Annotated in this window: 4 protein-coding genes; 3 read left to right on the forward strand and 1 reads right to left on the reverse strand. The window is 51.4% G+C overall.

Annotated features, from left to right (window positions below; genetic code table 11):
* Positions 1 to 174 precede the first annotated feature (174 nt).
* Positions 175 to 903, reverse strand: coding sequence for a photosystem II repair protein Psb32 (locus AMR42_RS17845; protein WP_099534995.1), 729 nt, complete (start codon positions 901 to 903; stop codon positions 175 to 177).
* Between the two features lie 355 nt (positions 904 to 1258).
* On the opposite strand from AMR42_RS17845, the gene AMR42_RS17850 reads away from it, so the two are divergent.
* The 3 genes from AMR42_RS17850 to AMR42_RS20940 form a co-directional block, all read left to right on the forward strand.
* Positions 1259 to 1996: a DUF554 domain-containing protein gene (locus tag AMR42_RS17850; RefSeq protein WP_099534996.1), complete on the forward strand. Its 738-nt coding sequence runs from the start codon at positions 1259 to 1261 to the stop codon at positions 1994 to 1996.
* Positions 1997 to 2797: 801 nt separating this feature from the next.
* Entirely contained in the window at positions 2798 to 4369 is a 1572-nt protein-coding gene (locus AMR42_RS20935; RefSeq protein ID WP_199858233.1) for a PAS domain S-box protein, read from the forward strand.
* On the forward strand, positions 4326 to 6000 hold a 1675-nt coding region (locus AMR42_RS20940), incomplete at its 3' end, for a GAF domain-containing sensor histidine kinase (protein WP_234407090.1). The genes AMR42_RS20935 and AMR42_RS20940, both read left to right, overlap by 44 nt.

The following is a 6000-nucleotide window of genomic DNA, read 5'->3' on the forward strand; positions in this document are numbered from 1 at the left end:
CATTAGACCGCCCCAGGCCAGCCCCCGCAACGCGAGATGACTTGAAAGACGACCATAGCCAAGGTTATGGCTTTTGCCATGGCCCCAGAGGCTCTGGCAACTCGGAAGCACTCAGCCAACCTCAGGTCTAGGTCTGAAGACATCTCCGCCAGCGCAGGCCCAAAAATATCGGCCTCAGCGCACGTAGGCGAAGTAGGTGACCATGGGGATCACGGTGGCCAAAATCAACAGCACCACGACCAGGATCGTGGAGCCATTGCGATCGGTCTCTTCAGCCTTTTTGAAGGTGCTTTCTACGGAAATTTTGCTGACGACAACCGGCGGGCCGGGATCCGGTTCGCCGGCCAAAACCGTCGCCAGCCGATCCTTGGCCGCGATGAACGCTTCGTTGTAGTTGCCATCGCGGATTGGCACGCGCAGGGTTTCTTGGGCCACGCTGGTGGCAATGTTGGCGGTGAGGGCTGCTTGGGCGTTGCTGCCCACCTCGATCGCCGCATCGTTGGTGACCGCATCAAACACCATCAACACCTGGTTGGCTTGGTCTTCGGCTTCCGGAAACCAGGTTTCAAATAACTCTTGGGCAAAGCTATCGATCGTTTCGCCATAGTCCAAGCGGCGGAACGTCACAAACCGAACTTCTGCCCCCGTGGACTGGGCCACATCGCGCAGGGACTTTTCGAGACTGCCTTTGGTGAGGCGGCTGAACAAATCGGCGCGATCGAGCACCCAAGTTTGCGGGTCAAAGGTCGGCATGTCATACACCCCCGTGGCGGCGGCAGGGGCGCTGGCACTAAACCAAAGGCCAACGGTGGCCACCAACGCCAGGGTCAGGGCCCACAAACGGCGGCCCAAGGGGGACTGTGAGTGACGGGGTGGGGGATTAAAGGAGCTGAGTGGGGTCATGGATGATCAGAATTTATGACAAAGATTGGCAGCGTTGATAGTTGGCTCCCTGGCCCATTTTAAAAGCCGGTGTTTCCGCTGGCGCGGCCAAATTGCTCGCAACTCATTCAAATGATTCAGAAATTTAATTCAGGGGATTCAGAAACTTGATTTAGGAACAGATTTAAAAGCTGGTCTGTTCACTGGCGCGGCCCAATGGCTCCCCAGCAAATCCTAAGCATGATCCCAATCAGCCCACCAATCAGCCCCTTGCGATCGCCTGAAATGGCCCTACGCTGGTCGATTGTGTTGCGCGATCGCGGCGTTCGCGCCCCCGTCTTCTCAACCTGCTCGCTTAACCTTCCCCGATCGCCCCATGGCCCCCTTTAATCCCCTCAGCGGAACCATCATCAACATTGCCACCATCTTGGTTGGCAGCGGCCTGGGTTTGCTACTGCGCAACTACTGGTCTGCCAACATGCTGCAAATCGTCACCCAAGGCGTGGCGCTAATTGTGATTTTGGTGGGGTTGCAAATGGCCCAAAGCCTGAGCCGGCTTCAGGGCATTGCGATCGATGGGATTGTGTTGGGGCTGGTGGCGCTGGTGGTGGGCGGCCTGGTGGGAGAAGCCTTGGCAATCGAACGCCGCTTGCAACAGTGGGGCGACTGGCTCAAGAGCAAAGTCAAGGGTGACGGTCAATTCACCGAAGGCTTTGTGGCCGCCAGTTTGTTGTTCTGCGTGGGACCCATGGCCCTGGTGGGCTGCCTGAACAACGGTCTCACGGGCGACGATCGAATCTTGATTCTCAAGGCTTCCATGGACGGACTGGCGGCGATCGCCCTGGCCGGTAGCTCCGGGTTGGGGGTGGCCTTTTCAGTGTTGCCCCTGGGGATCTATCAAGGGGCCCTGTCCCTGGCGGCGGGCTTGCTGACCCAATTTGTGCCCAACCCAGCCACCGATCCCCAGGTCTTGGCTCTCACTGGTGTGGGCGGCTTGGCCATTGTGGCGATCGGGTTGAACCTGTTGGCGGTGACTCAAATTCGGGTCGGTTCGTTTTTGCCAGCCCTGGCGATCGCTCCGGCTATGTATGCTCTGCTCCGGGCGATCGGCTAACCGACCTGAAAACAGTCATAGCAGGGGCTGGGAAATGCTTTTCAATCATGCTTCCAAAATGAGCCTTCCAGGGCTGGGCCATTTTGGTGGCATCAGCGATTCCCGAGAGGTATCAATACTCACCGTCAGCGGCAGCCAGAACCAGGAATAGAAATCAGACAGCCTGTAATTTCAGCTTTTTTCAAGTATTTCAACTTTTTTCAAGTTCTAATTGTTTTAAGCGGGTATTTTTGAAGATTCAGAACATCTTCATCACGGTAGACAATGCCTTTTCGCCCTGTTAGCCTAGAAACCAGGGATTATTAAAAATATTGGGACTGGGTGATTCGTTTCACCCATTAAGTTTCTTGTGGTCAGGACTTTCAAAACCCTGACCGTGGAAATTAATCCAGAAAGATTTTGCAGCATCGGTCACTCAGTCGCGACCATGTTCTTCAGAATTAAATTTTTAACGAATATTCAAGAAAGCCATACTTGTGTAAATTAATACCCTATTTAATCCTAATTCTCTCTTGTTCACGGATCATCATCCATCAAAATTCATCTATCCTAGAAATAAGGAGAACGAACCCTGAGGGCAGCAAATGGCAAATTAGGGCTAGTTTTGAACAATTTTCACCCTTTTTCAGTTTTTCCATGTCTTTTGGAATTTCATCATGCTCGCCTGATTCGGTTGGGGTGGGAAGATTTTGCTCTGTGTATTTTTTGCCAACTTCAGCGCAATCAACTCGCTCTCCCTAAATTACCGCGCTATCTTGATCCATGAGCCAACTACGCCTCAATACCGCTGTTACTCCGCCGATGCAATCACCGACAAAAGTTTTATTAATTGGGGCCTCCAAGAGCGAAGTAAAAGTTTATACCAGTTATTTGCAAGCGATCTTGCAGAGTGATTTCCATCGGCAATATGAAATTTTGGTTCCGCCGAGTCGGGAACAGGGTGTTGAGTGGTGGCGATCGCACCGGCCCGATGTGGTGCTGTTAGATTTGATTGATCGCACGGGCATTCACGTGCTCGAAAGTCTCCACGAGGGCATCAAACGTCAATTGCCACTGCCGGTGATTGTGTTGATTCAAGCCCACCAAGAATCCTTGGCGGAACAGGCCCTGAAACTGGGGGCCATGGATTATTTAGTTAAAGAGCATTTAACCGGTTTGGCCCTCCGCAAAACAGTGGCCGCCGTGCTGTTGCATCGCAGTTTGGTTAAACAGGCGATCGAACAAAAAGTTGAGCCAGAACCCAAGCCAGATCCTGAACTTTCTCAGCCACCAATTGCTCAATATGCTCAACAAGCTCAGTCTTTGATCGCTTCCTGCTCTGCATCTTCTGAATTATGCGCCGGATCACATTCCCATCTCTCTCTTGATTTGCGCGATCAACAACACCTAAACGCAATTTTGAAGCAGCAATTAGCCGCCATTGAATGCGCCAAAGATGGGATCGCCATTCTCAAGGAAGATACTTACGTTTACCTTAATCAATCCCATTTGGAAATGTTTGGGTATGACAGCCCAGAGCAGCTTTTGGGAAAGTCTTGGCGCAGTCTCTATAGCGAGGCAGAATTAGACCGCTTTAAACGAGACATTTTTCCAATTTTGATCCGCGATCGGGCTTGGCAAGGGGAAGCTATTGCCAAGCGGTCTGATGGGAGTAGCTTTGACGAGGGCTTATCCCTCACCGTCACAGACGATGGATTATTGATTTGCGTTTGTCGTGATATCAGCGCCCAAAAACAGGCCGAGCGTGCGTGTCATGCATCCCAACAACTCCTGCAAGGGATTTTGGATACGGTTCCGATTGCTGTTTTTTGGAAAGATCAGCGCCTGAAATATCAAGGCATTAATAACTACAGCGCCACAATCATTGGCCTAAATTCTGCTGAGGAGTTAATTGGAGTCGGAGACGATCAACTACCTTGGAATCCAGCAACTCTGGCACAGATCCAAGAAGAAGATCGACAAGTTTTGCGATCGGGGGAAGCTGTTCTCCGCTGTGAATTGGAATATGGCTTGGTGGATGGCTCGACAATTTGGTTAGAAACCAACAAAATTCCGCTCAAAGATGCTCATGGTCGAACTTTTGGAATTTTGGGAACAGCTCAGGAAATTACGAGACGCAAACAGGCCGAGGCTACCTTAAAAAAACAAGCCGAAAGTGAGCATTTAGCGCTCATGATTGCTGAACGAATTCGGCAATCTTTGAATTTACAAACTATTTTTGATGTGGCTTGCAATGAAATTCGAGCCGTGCTGCAAGCCGATCGAGTTGGAATTTTTCAGTTTTATCCCCAAACAGACATACGACGATGGTTGCTTCGTGGCCGAATCGGTGATTCCGCCCTATTCTTCTGCCCTCAGTCTTCGTATTCATGACCATTGTTTTGGGGATAACTATTCCCAGCTTTATGCCAATGGTCGCTATTTTGTGGTGGATGACATTTACAACAACGGTCTCACCAAATGCCACAGCGATATTCTGGCCCAATTTGAAGTGCGGGCTAATTTGGTGATGCCGCTGCTTTGTGGTTCGGAACTGTGGGGTTTGCTGTGCATTCATCAGTGCGATCGCCCGCGCCACTGGTTGCCGGATGAGGTGGAATTGGCCCACCGGCTTGCTAATCAATTGGCGATCGCAATTCAACAATCCAGTCTCTATTACCAAGTGCAGCAAGAACTGGAGGTGCGCCAACAGGCCGAATTACGCATCAGCCGCCAGTTACAGGAACAAACTGTTCTGGCACAAATTACCGAACGCATTCGGCAATCCTTAGATTTGCACCAAATCTTAAACACCGTCACCCAGCAGGTGCAAGCGGTGATGCAGTGCGATCGGGTGATTGTGTTTCAACTGTTTGATGATGGCCGCAGCGCGATCGTCGAAGAAGCCGTCCTTGAAGGATTAGTTCACCTCAAGGATCGCCATTGGGAAGATGAAGTTTGGTCTTCGGAAATTTTGGAGTGGTATTGGCAAGGCAAGGCCAGAATTGTGGCCGACGTGATGGACGATCGCTGGACTGATTGTCTGCGGGAATATTCCCAAGAGGGCCAAATTCAATCCAAAATTGTGGCTCCGATTTTGCAGGAAGCCTTTGCCCACGAAGATCACCGCTGGGTTGCCCCTGCCGCACCCAACAAACTTTGGGGCGTTTTGGTGGTTCATGCTTGCCATGAAAAGCGGGTTTGGCAAGAATCTGAGGCTCAGTTACTGCAACAAATTGCTAACCAATTGGCGATCGCCATTCAGCAAGCCACCTTGGTCGATCGACTGAAACAGGAACTGACCCAACGGCAAGCCGCCCAGGCACAACTGACCGAGCGCAACCAACAGCTTGCCCTCAACAACGAAGAATTGGCCCGCGCCACCCGCCTCAAGGATGAATTCTTGGCCAATATGAGCCATGAATTACGAACCCCGCTCAATGCCATTTTGGGCATTGTGGAAGGGCTGCAAGAGAATGTGTTTGGCCCCGTTTCCGAGCAACAAATCAAAGTGCTGCAAATTATTGAACGCAGCGGCAATCATTTGTTGTCCCTGATTAACGACATTTTGGATTTGGCCAAAATTGAAGCGGGGCGAGTGGAATTGGCCTACAACGATGTGGAAGTGCGCCCCCTTTGCGATTCCAGTTTGGCCTTTGTGAAACAACAGGCCTTGGAAAAACGAATTCGCCTGAGCACCAAATTGCCCCGGGACTTTCCGCCCATCCGCATTGATGAACGGCGGGTGCGACAAGTGTTGATTAACCTGTTAAATAATGCGGTGAAGTTCACCTCAGAAGGTGGCTCCATTTTGCTGGAGGTGGGCTATGCCAACCTGGACGGCTCGATCGACCAGCCCGACCCCAACAGCCCAAACCTTTACGAAGCCCTGCGGTTCAGCGTCACCGACACCGGCATTGGCATCAGCGAAGAAAACCTGAAACGGCTCTTCCAGCCCTTCATTCAGGTGGATAGCGCCTTGAACCGTCAATACGAAGGAACCGGGGTAGTGAATCAAATTAATG

It is taken from the genome of Limnothrix sp. PR1529, from assembly GCF_002742025.1.
Classification (GTDB): Bacteria; Cyanobacteriota; Cyanobacteriia; order CACIAM-69d; family CACIAM-69d; genus CACIAM-69d.